At 59.7% G+C, this 15,157-nt stretch carries 11 protein-coding genes; 7 read left to right on the forward strand and 4 right to left on the reverse strand.

All coding sequences use genetic code 11. The annotated features are described in order from the left end of the window. Window positions 1–117: 117 nt before the first annotated feature. On the forward strand, window positions 118–1,620 hold the full coding sequence (locus OIM11_03240) for an aminotransferase class I/II-fold pyridoxal phosphate-dependent enzyme (GenBank protein HJJ00149.1): 1,503 nt from the start codon (window positions 118–120) through the stop codon (window positions 1,618–1,620). A gap of 6 nt (window positions 1,621–1,626) precedes the next feature. Beyond that, on the forward strand, window positions 1,627–2,088 hold the full coding sequence (gene rnhA / locus OIM11_03245) for a ribonuclease HI (GenBank protein ID HJJ00150.1): 462 nt from the start codon (window positions 1,627–1,629) through the stop codon (window positions 2,086–2,088). Here the strand turns inward: rnhA and OIM11_03250 are convergent. Beyond that, complete coding sequence (locus OIM11_03250; GenBank protein ID HJJ00151.1) at window positions 2,085–2,822, reverse strand: thioesterase; 738 nt, start codon at window positions 2,820–2,822, stop codon at window positions 2,085–2,087. The two genes, rnhA and OIM11_03250, sit on opposite strands and share 4 nt — an antisense overlap. Window positions 2,823–2,935: 113 nt before the next feature. On the opposite strand from OIM11_03250, the gene OIM11_03255 reads away from it, so the two are divergent. The 3 genes from OIM11_03255 (at window position 2,936) to OIM11_03265 (ending at window position 7,109) form a co-directional block, all read left to right on the forward strand. Further along, window positions 2,936–3,553, forward strand: a complete 618-nt coding sequence (locus tag OIM11_03255; protein HJJ00152.1) for a molecular chaperone TorD family protein — start codon at window positions 2,936–2,938, stop codon at window positions 3,551–3,553. Between the two features lie 197 nt (window positions 3,554–3,750). Then, window positions 3,751–3,951 (forward strand): type II toxin-antitoxin system RelB/DinJ family antitoxin, encoded by a 201-nt coding sequence (locus OIM11_03260; GenBank protein ID HJJ00153.1) that lies wholly within the window; start codon window positions 3,751–3,753, stop codon window positions 3,949–3,951. Between the two features lie 434 nt (window positions 3,952–4,385). After that, window positions 4,386–7,109, forward strand: a complete 2,724-nt coding sequence (locus tag OIM11_03265; GenBank protein HJJ00154.1) for a lectin like domain-containing protein — start codon at window positions 4,386–4,388, stop codon at window positions 7,107–7,109. A gap of 246 nt (window positions 7,110–7,355) precedes the next feature. Here OIM11_03265 and OIM11_03270 read toward each other — a convergent pair whose 3' ends face one another. Beyond that, window positions 7,356–8,162 carry a lysozyme family protein gene (locus tag OIM11_03270; GenBank protein HJJ00155.1) on the reverse strand — a complete coding sequence of 269 codons (807 nt, stop codon included), beginning with the start codon at window positions 8,160–8,162 and terminating at the stop codon, window positions 7,356–7,358. Window positions 8,163–8,187: 25 nt separating this feature from the next. Then, a complete protein-coding gene (locus OIM11_03275) occupies window positions 8,188–8,817 on the reverse strand; it encodes a hypothetical protein (protein ID HJJ00156.1) in 630 nt (209 codons plus the stop codon). 107 nt (window positions 8,818–8,924) lie between these two features. On the opposite strand from OIM11_03275, the gene OIM11_03280 reads away from it, so the two are divergent. Beyond that, window positions 8,925–12,650, forward strand: a complete 3,726-nt coding sequence (locus OIM11_03280) for a phosphoribosylformylglycinamidine synthase (protein ID HJJ00157.1) — start codon at window positions 8,925–8,927, stop codon at window positions 12,648–12,650. A gap of 291 nt (window positions 12,651–12,941) precedes the next feature. Here the strand turns inward: OIM11_03280 and OIM11_03285 are convergent, their stop codons facing one another. After that, complete coding sequence (locus tag OIM11_03285; GenBank protein HJJ00158.1) at window positions 12,942–14,366, reverse strand: aminopeptidase; 1,425 nt, start codon at window positions 14,364–14,366, stop codon at window positions 12,942–12,944. An 82-nt stretch (window positions 14,367–14,448) separates the two neighbouring features. On the opposite strand from OIM11_03285, the gene OIM11_03290 reads away from it, so the two are divergent. Continuing rightward, window positions 14,449–15,033 (forward strand): hypothetical protein, encoded by a 585-nt coding sequence (locus OIM11_03290; protein ID HJJ00159.1) that lies wholly within the window; start codon window positions 14,449–14,451, stop codon window positions 15,031–15,033. The last annotated feature ends 124 nt before the right edge of the window (window positions 15,034–15,157 follow it).

Below are 15,157 nucleotides of genomic sequence, written 5' to 3' on the forward strand. Positions count from 1 at the left end.
GGACAAATGTCCTGTCCATTTGTCCCATTTTCGAAATTGAACCTCTTGGCTTGCTCGTTATGCTATTCTGCTAAAAATGAACTTCGTGACCAGTAAATTGAACTTATGGAGCAGAAAATGAACTCATCTGTTTTTGCCGAACGACTCAGAGAAGCGATGAAGGCGAGCGGCCTCAAGCAGGTCGACTTGCTGCGACAGGCCGAAATCCAGGGCGTCAAGCTGGGTAAGAGCCAACTGAGCCAATATGTGAGCGGCAAGACCATGCCGCGCAAATCAACGTTGAACTTCCTTGCCCAGGCACTCGATGTCGCAGCGGACTGGCTCAATCCGGGTCAGCAGGCAAGCGAGGAGCCGCAGCATCCGCATGCGGATGGACGGACAATCGAGGAAGAACCGGCACCCTTGCGTCAGTTCAAGAAGTCCACGAAGCTCGATAACGTTCTCTACGACGTACGCGGTCCCGTGCTCGACGAGGCAAATCGCATGGAGCAGGCGGGCATGCACGTGCTCAAGCTCAACATCGGCAATCCGGCGCCCTTCGGCTTTCGTGCGGTCGATGAGGTCGTGCACGACATGTCGCTGCAGCTTGCGGACTGCGAGGGATATTCGGATTCGAAGGGTCTATGGTCTGCCCGTAAGGCCATCATGCAGTACTACCAGCTCAAAGGGCTGCCCAACGTGCAGATGGAGGACATCTATACGGGCAATGGCGTCTCCGAGCTCATCAACATCTGCATGTCGGCCCTGCTCGACGATGGCGACGAGATCCTTCTGCCCATGCCCGATTACCCGCTGTGGACGGCCTGCGCCACGCTCGCGGGCGGTCATCCCGTGCACTACGTCTGTGATGAGGAGGCGGAGTGGTATCCCGACCTTGATGACATTCGCTCCAAGATTACGCCGCGTACCAAGGCCATCGTCATCATCAATCCCAACAATCCCACAGGTGCGCTGTACCCGCGCGGGGTGCTGCAGGAAATTGTCGACATCGCCCGCGAGCATCAGCTCATGATTTTCTCGGACGAGATTTACGACCGTCTCGTCATGGAAGGCGAGGGGGAGCATGTCTCCATCGCGTCGCTTGCCCCGGATCTGTTCTGCGTCACCTTCTCGGGCCTCTCGAAGTCGCACATGATCGCGGGCTATCGCATCGGATGGATGGCACTTTCCGGCAACAAGCGCATTGCCCGGGATTACATCGAGGGCCTCAACATGCTCACGAACATGCGCCTGTGCTCCAACGTGCCGGCGCAGTCCATCGTGCAGACGGCGCTGTGGGGACATCAGAGCGTGCGCAACTACGTGGTCCCCGGCGGTCGCATATACGAGCAGCGCAACTTCGTCTACGAGCGCCTGTGCGAGATGCCCGGCGTGAGCGTCGTGAAGCCCAAGGCCGCGTTCTACATCTTCCCCAAGCTCGACAAGAAACGCTTCAACATCACCGATGACGAGCGATTCGCGCTCGACTTGCTCAAGGACAAGAAGGTGCTCATCGTTCAGGGAAGCGGCTTCAACTGCACTGACACCGATCACTTCCGCATCGTCTACCTACCACGCCGTCGCACGCTCGGCGAGGCGATGGACGCAATCGAAGACTTCCTGACCTACTACCGTCAGTAGGCGGCCATGACAAGACTGGAAATCTACTGCGATGGCGGTTGCCGTGGCAATCAGAGCGACAGCAATGTGGGCGGCTGGGGCGTCTACCTCGTCTGGGGAGAGCACGAGAAGGAGCTCTACGGAGGCGAGCGCGACACCACCAACAACAAGATGGAGCTGACGGCCGCCATCGAGGGCCTGCGCGCCATCAAGAACAAGGCGGTTCCGACTGACGTGTACCTCGACAGCGCCTATGTGCTCGGTGGCATCACCTCGTGGATCGAGGGGTGGAAACGCAAGGGATGGGTCAACTCAAAAAAGCAACCCGTTGCGAACAAGGAGCTGTGGATTGCGCTTGACGAGGAGCGCGATCGCTTTGCCGATATACGCTTTCACAAGGTCAAGGGTCATGCGGATAACGCGGGCAACATCAGGGCCGACGAGCTGGCCAACCGTGCGATGGACGAGCTGACGCAGGACGAGGCCTAGAATTCCGTCCGTGCGGCAAAGACGATCTCGCCCTTCGCATCGACGCCCTTGGTGAAGATCATGCCATCATCGCGCTTGGTGTAGATAGCGAGCGGGTCGCCCGTGCGCGCTTCGTGCCTGAAGTCGATCTGGAAGCTCTTGACGCTGTGTTCCGAACTCGGGTTGATGGCGTCAAAGGGATAGTCGGCGTAGACGCTGTTGTTGACATGGCCATTAATGTCGGCTGCCGTGTAGGGCGGAATGACCACATACGGCACGGCATCGCGCGTGTCGAAGTCACGAATCTTGCGCTGCTTCTTCTCGAAGTTGCGCTCTTCGATCAGGTTCTCGGGTGGATCGTACACCCCGGCGAGGCTCACGAACTGGCGCGTTTCCGGACTCATGAGCACCCACTCGGAAGTGCCGCGTACGAGTACCTCGTCATCAAGCGAGCTCATGATGTAATCGCGCTGGAACGAGAATCGCGAGGGCGAGTGGGGCCAGGTGCGAATTTGCACGCTCGTGTAGAGTTCCGGCTGACGAATGACTTCGTAATAGGTGCGAATGACCGCCCAGAATACGCCGCGACGCTCCATGGCGTCATGGCCGATATCCATGACGTTTGCCTGCACGGTCGCCGCTTCCTGGAAGAGCGCCAGGACGGCCGAGGGCTTGAGACGCCCGTAGCGATCAAAGTCGGTGACACGCAAGGGAACGGTCACTTTGAGGTCCACTATCAGTTCGGTGTCAATCATTCGCTGTCCCGTCATTCGGTAGTGCCAGCCATTATACTCGCGGAAGACACTTTGACCTGCGAAACCAGACAAAACTGCCCCGGCGATTATTGTCTGGTTTGAAAGGAGATGGCATGCACGATCACGATCATGACCACGACGGGCAGGGCAGCATGCCCGTGTACCAGTTTCTCGGTAACATTCTCGGGTATCCGCTCGACGAGACCCTGCTCTACAACGTGAGTGATCCGGCGTTTTGGGCTGGCCTGCGGGAGAGTCTCGAAAACGAGCGCACCCACGACGCTCTCGATCATGTCGAGGCGGCGGTTGCCAAGCTGGCTGACATTCCCGAGGATCACCGCAAGATGGCGATGGATGCCGAGTATGCCCAGGCCTTCCTGTTGCCAGACGCACCCATGCCTCCGCTCGAGAGCGCTTATGGGCTCGATGGGAGCGCCGTTTATGACGTGGCCCATGAGCTGGGCGTCGAGACGAGCATCCAGCGCTTCTTGCCGGATGATCACATCGCCAACGAGCTCTTCATGCTCGTGCCGCTCGACTACCTTCAGCAGCCAAGTGACGAACAACTCAAGACATTGGCGGCCTTCTTCGAAGAGCATCCTCTTGCCCTTTTGCAGCGTATGCTCGACAACGAGCAAGTCGAGCAGGACGGATCAGGCTTCTATCGCGCCATCGTGGAGCTTGCGCATGCGTGGCTCCAATGGGATCTGGATGCGTTCGAAGGTAATTAGGCAAAAAGCCTAAAAAGATATACATCAGACATACCGCAGAAGGCTCGGCCGACCCCGTTGAGGGGTCGGTCGTTCTTTTTTCTGGATTTTCTGCCTAAAAAATTATGTCAAATAGAAATATATGAGATATACTATGCACGCCTAATGCACTACTAATAGATATACATATTACATAAACGTAGCCAAAGGCAAGAACAATGATGAAGTCGACGACCATACGCATGGACGACGATCTGAAGAAGGAAGCCAGCGCAAAGCTCGACGCGCTTGGACTGAACTTCAACACCTACGTCGTCATGGCAACGAAGCAACTTGTTGCCCAAAACCGTATTCCGTTTGACCTCGTCGTTCCCGACACGCAGTCGGAGGACGAGGACAAGCGGGAAGAGGCGTGCTAGGGAATCGGTTTCATCGGGAAATACAAGGCGGGAACGGATAGCAGTACAAGGGTGGTTTAAATGTGGATTTCCAGGCTGTTCAATCGTGAAGAAAACGCAATCTATATCCGTCGGCACTGGATCTTTAACAGGAGAAGCTCCGGCGTCGTAGCCTACGGCCGTCGTTACAGCTAGACCAAGACGCTGCAACGTTTGGTTCGGATGTCTCTGGGGCATCTGCTATAGGAAGCTCATCTGTCGTCTGCGTGCGGACGATAGGTGAGCTTTCCGCCTTTTAGGGGACGGTCTCCCGTGGAGCCTTACCGCCCCTCTCATCATCTTGATACCGGGTTGTTGCCGGGGGAGCGGTGGACCCCTTGGTATCATGGCGTCATGACTATATGGAGGAAGTTCCTCCACGTGATGGTGTCTTTCTATGGAAAGGAAGTGTTGCCGTGGGAATTACGAGAAGCATGAAGAAGCGCGGTGCCTGGCTCGGACGGGTCACCCTATCGGCTGCTCTAGCTGCCAGCCTGGTCGGGGTTCCGGCGGCCGCGTTTGCCGCCCCGGGTGCGAACTCCACGGGCACCATCGCGCAATCCGTTGCCGATTCCAACGCATCGGATCCCTTCGCCTGGACGACCTTGGCCTCTGCCGATAGCCTGCGGGCGACGGCGGACCTGCCGGCGAAGTTTGACTTGCGCGATGAGGGAGCGGTTTCTCCCGTCAAGCTCCAGAATCCCTGGAGCGCGTGCTGGGCGTTTGCCGTAGCCGCGGCATCCGAGACGAGCATCCTCTCCGAGGCCAAGGACGAGGGCATCGACATCATCACGCCGGACCTCTCTGAGCGTCATCTTACCTGGTTCACCTATCAGCCACTGCCCGAGGACGATGACTCGAACCAGGGCGGCGAGGGCATGATAAGCACCAGGGAGGGCGTGAACGCTCCCTTCGCATCGGGCGGCATGATGATCTATGGCACCTCCCTGTTCTCCTCCGGCATTGGTCCCGTCCCCGAAGAGGATGTGCCCTACCGGGGCAAGGAGGGCAAGGTAGATCCCGATGACCTTTACTACAGCGCCGATGACGACTGGTCGGTGGACGAGAGTCAGCGTTTCTACCAGGGCGTCGAGCTGCAGGAGTCCATCCAGCTCCCCTCCCCGGGCGATTGCTACGAGTCGGATGGTGCCTTTGTCGAGGGTGGTCAAGAGGTCCTGGCCGCGGCAAACACCGCGATCAAGGAGCAGTTGCAAGCCGGCCGTGGCGTTGCCATCGCCTTCATGGCCGATCAGTCCCGCCCTGACCAGATCACCAGCACGGGGTACATGAACCCGCAGACCTGGGCGCACTACACCTACGACAAGGTTCCCATCACCCATGCTGTGACCATCGTGGGCTGGGACGATAGCTACTCGAAGGAGAACTTCGGCAACCCCGACCCCGCGACGGGCGAGGTCGATCCCAGCCACCAGCCTCCAGGGGACGGTGCCTGGATCGTCAAGAACAGCTGGGGCTCCAAGGACGGCGGGTTCCCCAATGAGATCCCCGGTGGCTGGGGAATAGACGGAAGCGGCTACTTCTATCTCTCGTATTACGACAAGACCATCTCCAAGCCCGAGGCGTTCGACTTCGACGTCAAGTCCATAGTCGACGAGCGCGAGTTCTATTCGATCTACCAGTACGACTACATGCCGTCACAAAGCGTGGTGTCGCAGTCCGATACGCGTCAGATACAAGAGGCCAATGTCTTTACCTCTGCTGGTGGCCAGACGGTGCGCAAGCTGACCTGCGAGACGACGCGTCCGAACACCGAGGCAACCTTCGAGGTCTACCATCTCGACAAGGGCGCGACGACCCCGGTTCAGGGCGAGAAGCTCGCGACCGTCAAGGCAACGTACGATTTTGGCGGGTTCCACACCATCGACTTGGGCGATCAGGCGTTTTCCTTACCCGAAGGTGAGCTCTTCTCCGTGGTGCTGACCCAGAAATGCCTGGATAATGGTCACTACTACGTGAGCTTCGACGCTGGTTATGATAAGAAGACGTGGGAGAAGCTCTACGACCAGAACTACGAGAGACACCACGACGCCATCTTTGCCAACGTGGTCGAAACCCTGAGCAACGCGCTCTGGGAACGCAAGTATGAGGATGCGTTGAAGGATGGCAAGACCGAGGATGAGGCAAAGGCCGCGGCTACCGCCTATGTCGAGGATCCCACCAAAGTGGAGGAGATAAAGCAGCTCGCAGAAGAGCAAACCGTGGAGCAGGTCAAGAGCATGTCGCCCGCCTTCTACTCGAAGAGTGTGGTAAACGAGGGCGAGAGCTTCATCTTTGCCGCTCCTGACGAAGACCCCGGCGCCGACCTTGCATGGAGGGACTTCTCGAAAGACGCACGGGACATCGATGCGCTTGCCGGCACCCAGATAGACAACTTCCCCATCAAGGCCTATGCCTACGAGGATCCCGCGGCTGACGAGGATCTCAAGAAGCTCGAGAGCAACGCAAAGTGGGCCAAGGACCTGATGGACAGCGCCATCGCCAGCAAGGACGGCTCTGACGTGCATCCGTCCAAGTACTGGGTGCCGACCGACGTTTTCACCGAGCTGGAGACGAGAGTGAAGCAGGCCGAGGATCTGATTGCCTCCGACAAGCCCACGCAGCTCAACATCGACAAGGCGCTCTTCAACCTCGAGAAGGCGATGACGGACTTCAGGAACGCCCGCAAGGCTGGTACCGAGGGCACCTACGATCCCGAGCAGACGGCCATGTACCGCCTGTACAATCCGAATTCCGGCGAGCATTTCTACACGGCGAGCACGACCGAGCGTGATGCGACCGTCGCGGCCGGTTGGAATGACGAGGGCGTTGGCTGGATCGCGCCAGACGAGTCGACGACGCCCGTGTATCGTCTGTATTCGGGCACCGACCACCACTACACGACCTCGACCGTCGAGCGCGACTACCTGGTTTCGGTGGGTTGGGATGACGAGGGCGTCGGCTGGTATTCCGACGATGCCCAAGGAGTGCCCCTGCACCGCGAGTTCAATCCCAACGTCGATCCGAGCGCACCCTTCAACAATTCCGGATCGCACAACTACACCACGAGCGAAGCTGAACGCGACTATCTCGTGAGCATAGGCTGGAGATACGAGGGCGTTGGCTGGTACGGCATGAAATAGCAAAGACGCTTCGTCCGGAATCGACGGCGCAGACCCAGAATTGGGCCTGCGCCGTTTTTGTCATCTCGAGCGGAATGGAGAGATTCCTCCACTTCGCGGCCTTGCGGCCGCTCCGGTCGAAATGACAAGAGGGGCGGCACCCGCCGGCCGCTCCGGTCGAAATGACAAGAGGGGCGGCACCCGCCGGCCGCTCCGGTCGAAATGACAAAAAGGGGCGGCACCCGATGGCTGCTTCAGTTGGGACGCTTAGTGGCCGGCGTGGATGGCATCGTAGGCTGTGAGCCACTTCTGGGCATGCGTGGGAGTGCCCTTTGCGTCTGCGGGCATCTTCGTTTCGGAGTACTCGCGGGCGAGCTCCACGGTATACGCTCTGACGCCACGCTCCTTGCACCACTTGAACCAGCCATCGGCACCGAAGTTATATCCCTGGATGACGAGCTGAATCTCGGTTGCGTCATTGGGCGTGATGGTACCGAGATAGCCCTCCCAGAGTTGGAGGTTCTGTTTGAACTCCATAACGCCGGCGTAGATGGACGCTTCGGTTGACTCGGCGGAGATGCCGCGCTCGGGCCATCCGTTCATGACGATCCAGCCATACGCGCCCTCTGCGGCCTGCATGATATCGCCACCAACGTTGAGCACGCTTTTGACGTTCTTGTCGCCACCCGACTCGACGACCATGGCCGCAAGCAGGCAATCGACCCATTCCGTGTCAAGGTTGCAATCTTTGCATGCCTGCTGAACGACGGGACGATATTGCTCGCAGGCGGCGTATTTTGCCGTGTCGGTCTGGGAGAAGAGCGCGGCGGCGCCAGCGATGGCGATGACGATGCAGAGCACGATGACAAGCACCATGCGCGATGCCTTGCGGGGCGTCTTCACGCGCTTGAGGTTGCGGCTGTTGACAGCGCCCCTGAGGTTGACCTGGCGTTGGGCAGCAGCTTTGACTGAGCTGCGCTTACCCGTGATGGGAGGACGGGTTGAGCACGAGCGGCTCGAGGAGCGTGAGCGTCCCGAAGCGCTTCGACGTGTTCGATTGGAAGTTTGACTCATGTGTTAGCTTCGTTTGGGGTCACTTCTACTCTTGCGGCTGGGTCTGGTCCTGGCCTTGGGTGGTGTCCTGGGATCCTGCCTGGGCGGCGCTTGTTGCCATGACGACCTCGGTGAGTGCGTCGACGACCTCGGCGGAGCTGCATCTGCTCATCACGGCGGCACCGTATTGGTCGCCCATGCTGAACGAATACGTGCCATCGCCGTTATCGATGACGGCAAAGGAGATGGAGCTGCCCGTCGTCTCGTCCTGGACCGTGAGCTTGTTGTCATCACCGACCGTAGCCGGGCCGATGAAGACGGCCGATGCGCTGGACTCGGGGACGACCAAGACGAGAATGGCGTTCTCGCCATCGGCACCACCAGCGTAGTAGAGCTGCTCGCCCACGGGCGTCGTGCCCTTGTAGTACTCGCTCATGCCGGTGACAGCCTGCTCGAAGACGCTGCGAACCTCGTCGGAAGACATGCTCGAAGCCGTCGCATCCTCGGGATTGCCCTCATCGGAGCCCTCCGTGCCGCTTGCATCCGAAGACGCCGCAGAGCTCGAAGCCGAGCTTTGCGAGGAGTCCGATGAGCCGCCACCGCAGGCGGTCAGGGCGAGCAGGGCGAGTGCGAGTGCGCAAACGCAAGAGATAACGAGTATGAACGAGCGCTTCATGATGGCTCCTTTGGCATTGTCGAGACGTTGTGCAAACGATACCACATGCTCCATTCATGTAAGATATCTCGTGGCAAATAAGCCACGAGATAATTGGAGGCCTGGGAATGGTTTCTCGCGTCTATGTCGAAAAGAAACCCGAGTTCGATGTCGAGTCAAAGCAGCTGGAGGCGGAACTTCGCACGCTGCTTGGAATCGAGGGGCTCGAGAGTTTGCGCACAATCCGCCGCTACGATGTCGAGGGTATTGATGACGAGCTCTTCGAGCAATGCGTTCCCACTGTTTTTAGCGAGCCCCAGGTCGATATGGCGCATCGCCGCCTACCCACCCTTACCGACGATTCCGTGCTCTTTGCCGTCGAGTATCTGCCCGGTCAGTTTGACCAACGAGCAGATTCGGCGAGCGAGTGCATTCAGTTCGTCTCGTGTGGCGAGCGCCCCGAAGTGCGTAGCGCGACGCTGTACCTGCTCGAGGGCGATTTGAACGATGATGACATCGCTGCCATTAAGCACTACGTCATCAATCCCGTCGAGGCGCGCGAGGCCTCGCTCGATGAGGTCGAGACGCTCAAGACGGAGTATCCCGAACCAGCCGACGTCGAGGTCATCGAGCACTTTATCGATTACGACGACGAGGTCCTGGAAATCTTCATTCGCGAGCGCGGTTTGGCAATGGACCTGGCAGACATAAAAGTCTTCCAGGATTACTTTGCCAACGTCGAGCATCGTGACCCGACCATCACGGAAGTGAAGATGGTCGATACCTACTGGTCCGACCACTGCCGTCACACCACCTTCGGCACCGAGCTTACCGACATCGAGATCGATGACGAGATCGTCCAGGCTGCCTTCGACGCGTACCTGGACATGCGCCACGAGCTTGGGCGTGACGAGAAACCCATTTGCCTCATGGACATGGGCACCATCGGCGCGAAGTACCTCAAGAACAAGGGCATCCTCACGGGCCTCGATGAGAGCGAGGAGATCAACGCCTGCACCGTCAAGGTCAAGGTTGACGTCAACGGCGCGGATGAGGACTGGCTGTTCCTCTTCAAGAACGAGACGCACAACCATCCCACCGAGGTTGAGCCCTTCGGTGGCGCGGCAACGTGCATTGGCGGTTGCATCCGCGATCCGCTGTCCGGTCGCTCCTACGTGTACCAGGCCATGCGTGTGACGGGTGCCGCAGACCCGCATACGCCCATCGCCGAGACACTTGCTGGCAAGCTGCCGCAGCGCAAGATCGTGACGACGGCGGCGCATGGCTATTCGAGCTATGGTAACCAGATCGGCCTTGCCACGGGTCAGGTCAACGAGCTGTACCATCCGGGTTACGCGGCCAAGCGCATGGAGATTGGCGCCGTGGTGGGCGCCACCCCCGCCGACCACGTGCGACGTGAGACGCCAGTCGCCGGTGACAAGATCATCCTGCTCGGCGGTCGCACGGGCCGTGACGGCATCGGCGGCGCGACCGGATCCTCCAAGGCCCACAACGTTTCGAGCATCGAGACCTGCGGCGCCGAGGTGCAGAAAGGCAACGCGCCGGTCGAGCGCAAGTTGCAGCGCCTCTTCCGTCGCAAGGACGCCTGTCGGCTCATCAAGCGTTGCAACGACTTTGGCGCAGGTGGCGTGAGCGTCGCCACGGGAGAGATCGCCGATGGCCTGCTCATCGACCTCGATTGCGTTCCCAAGAAGTACGACGGCCTGGACGGCACCGAGCTCGCCATTTCGGAGAGCCAGGAGCGCATGGCCTGCGCCGTAGCGGCGGAAGATGTCGAGGAGTTCCTCTCGTATGCGAACGAGGAGAACGTCGAGGCCGTCGTCATCGCGACCGTCACCGAGGAGCCGCGCGTGCGCATGACATGGCGCGGGGACACGATCGTCGACGTAAGCCGTGAGTTCCTCAATTCAAACGGCGCTTCCAAGCAGATGAACGTGCATATCGCCGCTGGCGAGGACTATGCTCCCAACTGGGAAGGCGAGAGCTTCGCCGAGCGCATGAAGAGCGTCGTCACCGACCTCAACGTCGCCTCGAACAAGGGCCTCGTCGAGATGTTCGATTCCACCATCGGCGCCAACACGGTGCTCATGCCCTTTGGCGGCGCACGGCAGCTCACCACCCCCATGGCGATGATCGCCAAGCTCCCCGTCGAGGGCGAAACCACCACGACGAGTGGTATGGCCTGGGGCTTCAATCCGTATCTGTCATCGGCCAACCAGTTCAAGGGCGCGTATCTCGCCGTTGTCGAGAGCGTGGCCAAGCTCGTGGCCGCGGGCTTTGCGCGCGAGGATACCTATCTGACTTTCCAGGAGTACTTTGGCTCTTTGCGCGATGTTCCCGAGCGATGGGGCAAGCCCGCCGCGTCGCTGCTCGGTGCCCTCATGGCGCAGATCGACCTTGGCGTGGGTTCCATCGGTGGCAAGGACTCCATGTCGGGTAGCTTCGAGGACCTGGACGTTCCACCGACGCTCGTGAGCTTCGCGACGGCGTGCGGGCATGTCGATAACGCTATGAGCCCCGAGTTCAAGGGTGTGGGCCATGAGGTGCTCTGCATCCATCCCTTCTACGAAGCCGACGGGCTCATGCCCGAGAAGGCCGGCCTGCTCGAGTGCCTCGACACGGTCGAGCGTCTCATCAAGGATGGTCAGGTGCTCGCTGTGGGCACGCCGGGCTTTGGGTGCGATGCGGAGCTGATCTTCAAGATGTGCCTCGGCAATGGCATCGGTCTGCGCATCAATGACGACGTCGATCTCGACACGCTCTTTGTCAACGCGTACGGCTCCTTCCTTGTCGAGCTGGCACCCGGTGCCGCACCGGTCGAGTCGACCGAGAACATGCACGTGGTTGACCTGGGTGAGACCATCGAGGAATACGCGATCATCGCCGGTGGGCAGACCGTGCGTCTTGCCGTGCTGCAGGAGGCGTGGGAAAGCGAGCTCGAGGACGTATTCCCGTACCGTGAGGATGGCGGCGGGGTCGACATGATTAGCGATGCGAGCCATGTGCCGCTCACGTATTGCGGCAATCTCGCCAAGCCGCGTGTCATCATTCCGGTCTTTCCGGGCAACAACTGCGAGTACGACACGGCGCTCGCCTTCGAGCGCGCCGGCGCCGTGCCCGAGACCTTCATCATCAACAACCTGACGCCGGACGCGGTCGCAGAGAGCACGCGTGCCTTTGTCGAGAAAATCGACAACAGCCAGATCATCATGATCCCCGGCGGTTTTTCCGGTGGCGACGAGCCCGATGGCAGTGCCAAGTTCATCACGGCGTTCTTCCGCAACCCCAACGTGACGGAGGCGGTGCGCCGTCTGCTCAACGATCGCGATGGTCTTATGCTGGGTATCTGTAACGGCTTCCAAGCACTCGTCAAGCTCGGCCTGGTGCCCTATGGCGATATCGTCACGACTGATGCAGGCTGCCCGACGCTCACCTTCAACACGATCGGCAGGCATCAGAGCCGCATCGTGCGCACGCGCGTGGCGTCCAACCTGTCACCGTGGCTCTCGCGCTGCGAGGTGGGCAACATCCATACCGTCGCCATCAGCCATGGCGAGGGACGTTTTGTCGCCAACGATGACACGCTCGAGCAGCTTATCGAGAGCGGTCAGATCGCGACGCAGTACGTGGGCCTCGACGGCATGCCGAGCATGGACCTCGACGTGAACCCCAATGGCTCGGTGCTCGCCATCGAGGGCATCACGAGCCCGGACGGGCGCGTGCTCGGCAAGATGGGGCATACCGAGCGTTGGAGCGCGGGCGTGTACCAGAACATCCCGGACCTGAGCTACCAGCCGCTCATCGAAGGCGGCGTGGGGTACTTCACGGAGTAAGGCGCGCATTTGTTTGCTGGTAATTGGCGTTTTCCCAGGCTTGCTGGAAGAGGCTTGCGGGAAAATTACGTTTTCCTAGGATTGCGGGGCGAGATATGCAAAGTATTTGCGTTTTCCTAGCCTAAATGGGTGCTGAACCCTGGGAAAACGCCTGTTTCTTGCAGTTCGCTACTGCGAGTCCTAGGAAAACGTTAAAAATGCGCATAAACACAGGGGCGATCATAAGAAAACGAAAAAAACGTGCAGCTCGGTGGAGCTGCACGCTCAAATGAGGCTCTTTCGTATGTTTCCCTATGCGTTCTTCAGGAACGCCTCGTAGCCCTTGCGGGCCTCGTAGATGTCGGCCTTGCTCGTGATCTCCCAGGGAGCGTGCATCGAGAGCACGGCCACGCCACTGTCGATGACGTCCATGTCGTACTTGGCCGGGATGTAGGCGATCGTGCCGCCGCCGCCGATGTCGACACGGCCGAGCTCGGCGGTCTGGAACGCGACGCCGGCATCGTCCATGACCTTGCGCACCTCAGCGACGAACTCGGCCGACGTGTCGTTGCTGCCGCTCTTGCCGCGCGCTCCCGTGTACTTGTTGAAGACGAGGCCACGGCCCATGTATGCGGCGTTCTTGGGCTCGAAGACGCTCGCATAGCAAGGGTCGAGCGCGGCGGAGACGTCGGAGGACAGCATTTTGCATGCGCCGAGCGCGCGACGCAGCTTGAGCTGTCCGCCCTCGCCGGCGAGCTCCATGATCTCGGCGATGGTGTTCTCGAAGAACAGCGACTCCATGCCCGTGGCACCCACGGAGCCGATCTCCTCCTTGTCGACCAGCACGGTGACGGCGGTGCGCTTGGGATTCTCGATGGCGAGCTGGGCGACGAGCGACGTGTAGGCACAGACGCGGTCGTCCTGGCCGTAGCCGATCACCATGGAGCGGTCGAAGCCCATCTCGCGCGCGCGACCAGCCGGCACTATCTCGAGCTCGGCGGAGAGGAAGTCCTCTTCCTCGATGCCGTAGTACTCGGCGAGGTACTTGAGCACGGAAGCCTTGATCGGCTCCTTCTCGGCGACCTTCTCCCATGCGGGCGAATCGTCGTTGAGCTTGTCCTTCTCGAACAGGAGCGGCCTGCTGCCTACGATCACGTCGAGGTCCTCGGCATCGATGACCTCCTTGGCGTTCTTCTCCATCTGCTTTTGGCCCAGGTGGGGAAGCAGGTCTGAGATGCAGAACACGGGGTCGGACGGGTCCTCGCCCACGCGGACCTCGATGGACTCGCCTGCCTTGAGGGCGATGACGCCGTGGATGGCGAGCGGGAGCGTGACCCACTGGTACTTCTTGATGCCGCCGTAATAATGCGTGTCGAGTAGCGCAATGTCGGTGTTCTCGTAGAGCGGGTTTTGCTTGGCGTCGAGGCGCGGCGAGTCGATGTGGGCGCCCAGGATGTTGAAGCCGTCCTCGAGCGGGTCGGTGCCGAGCACCGCCAGGATGAGGGCCTTGCCATGGGTCTGGGCGTAGACCTTGTCACCGGCCTTGAGCTTGCGCTGCTTCTTGATGGCCTTGGCAAGCGACTTGTACCCAGCCTTTTCCGCCATGGCGATCGAGGCGTTCACGCACTCGCGCTCGGTCTTATTCTCCGAGATGAACTCGATGTAGTCGGTGCTGAGTTTTTCGAGTTTGTCGAGGTCCTTGTCGCTATAGCTCTTCCATGCGTTCTCGCGTTCCATGAACACCCTCCTATATGGTGGTCGATGCAGTATGCTTAGTGCGTCAATATACTACGAGTGCGAGGCGAAAGGCGGGTTTGTCATGAGCCTGATAGAAATCGGCAGGCAGTTCGACGATGTGGCGCTGGCGCTTTTGCGCTCGTGCATCGGCCGTGAGCTCGTCGCCTACGAGGGTTACTGCCTCGATGGCGAAAGCGACCACATATACAAGACCGCACGGCTCGTCTTCGACGGCTTCGCGGTCGACCTCGTGAACGAGCACGAGACGCTGGCACTGGGGCCGGATTTCGTCGAGGAGGAAGTCGCGATTTTGCGCGTCGAGCTCGCGAAGGGGGAGCTGTGGACGCCGCCGGGCAAGCACGTGACGCGTGTGGAATGCGGTTTCCAGGTGGCCGATATGCTCGTGGTGGTGGACACGGCGCTGCTTTCCAAGGGGTCGCGTCGCCTCATCGACTTCAAGTGGGCGCAGGCCGTGATCGTCGAGAGCGAGGACGGCGGATTGCTCGCCTTCGACCGTGACATATGGAGTGACGAGTACCTGACGGTGAACCGCGGGGAAAGCGTCTCAACCACGACGCGCGATTTTAGGGCCGATTGGGTGGCTGAGCCGCCCTACGGCTACGAGTTTGGCCGCAACATCCTGCGGCTTACGAACCCGGCAGTGTAGGGGAGAGTCACGTTACTTTTCAATCAAATGAGAACTTTTCGAAAAATCGCAAAACTTCGCAAATGATTGAGAACTTTTTGAACATTTGCTAAACTTCTCAATCAAATGAGAAGTTTAGGAGAAT

The organism is Coriobacteriaceae bacterium (assembly GCA_025992705.1).
Taxonomy (GTDB): Bacteria; Actinomycetota; Coriobacteriia; order Coriobacteriales; family QAMH01; genus QAMH01.

Coding starts and splice junctions, on each gene's coding strand:
- OIM11_03240 (HJJ00149.1), top strand. CDS start 118: ATGAACTCATCTGTTTTTGCCGAACGACTCAGAGAAGCGATGAAGGCG.
- rnhA (HJJ00150.1), top strand. CDS start 1,627: ATGACAAGACTGGAAATCTACTGCGATGGCGGTTGCCGTGGCAATCAG.
- OIM11_03250 (HJJ00151.1), bottom strand. CDS start 2,822: ATGATTGACACCGAACTGATAGTGGACCTCAAAGTGACCGTTCCCTTG.
- OIM11_03255 (HJJ00152.1), top strand. CDS start 2,936: ATGCACGATCACGATCATGACCACGACGGGCAGGGCAGCATGCCCGTG.
- OIM11_03260 (HJJ00153.1), top strand. CDS start 3,751: ATGATGAAGTCGACGACCATACGCATGGACGACGATCTGAAGAAGGAA.
- OIM11_03270 (HJJ00155.1), bottom strand. CDS start 8,162: ATGAGTCAAACTTCCAATCGAACACGTCGAAGCGCTTCGGGACGCTCA.
- OIM11_03275 (HJJ00156.1), bottom strand. CDS start 8,817: ATGAAGCGCTCGTTCATACTCGTTATCTCTTGCGTTTGCGCACTCGCA.
- OIM11_03280 (HJJ00157.1), top strand. CDS start 8,925: ATGGTTTCTCGCGTCTATGTCGAAAAGAAACCCGAGTTCGATGTCGAG.
- OIM11_03285 (HJJ00158.1), bottom strand. CDS start 14,366: ATGGAACGCGAGAACGCATGGAAGAGCTATAGCGACAAGGACCTCGAC.
- OIM11_03290 (HJJ00159.1), top strand. CDS start 14,449: ATGAGCCTGATAGAAATCGGCAGGCAGTTCGACGATGTGGCGCTGGCG.